1 protein-coding gene is annotated in these 613 nt (G+C 64.6%); it reads left to right on the top strand.

Annotated features, from left to right (window positions below; genetic code table 11):
- A partial coding sequence (locus tag DPM33_RS36600) for a hypothetical protein (RefSeq protein ID WP_208648497.1) occupies positions 1–613 on the top strand: 613 nt, incomplete at both ends.

Genomic DNA, 613 nt, shown 5'->3' with positions numbered 1-613 from the left:
TCAAGCTGTTCGAGATCTCCGGTCACAAGTTCGAGGACGTCAACGGCGACGACGGCACGCCCGGCCACACCTCCGACGACAAAGCATGGGCCGGCGTCACCATCTTCATCGACGCCAACAACAACCAGACGTTGGACCTCGGCGAGCTGTCGACGACGACGGACGCCAACGGCTTCTGGCAGTTCACCGGGCTCGACGCCAGCTATGCCGGCGACAAGGTCTACGAGGTCCTGCCGGGCGGCTCGGTGCAGACGTTGGGCCAGGCCGGCTATACCATCACCGGCACCTCCGGCACCAACCAGGACGATCTCGACTTCGCCAACTTCAAGCTGTTCGAGATCTCCGGTCACAAGTTCGAGGACGTCAACGGCGACGACGGCACGCCCGGCCACACCTCCGACGACAAAGCATGGGCCGGCGTCACCATCTTCATCGACGCCAACAACAACCAGACGTTGGACCTCGGCGAGCTGTCGACGACGACGGACGCCAACGGCTTCTGGCAGTTCACCGGGCTCGACGCCAGCTATGCCGGCGACAAGGTCTACGAGGTCCTGCCGGGCGGCTCGGTGCAGACGCTGGGCCAGGCCGGCTATACCATCACCGGCACCTC

The organism is Mesorhizobium hawassense, assembly GCF_003289945.1.
GTDB lineage: Bacteria > Pseudomonadota > Alphaproteobacteria > Rhizobiales > Rhizobiaceae > Mesorhizobium > Mesorhizobium hawassense.
The sequence above is the reverse complement of the archived record's forward strand: the minus strand, read 5'-3'. Positions and strand labels throughout refer to the sequence as shown.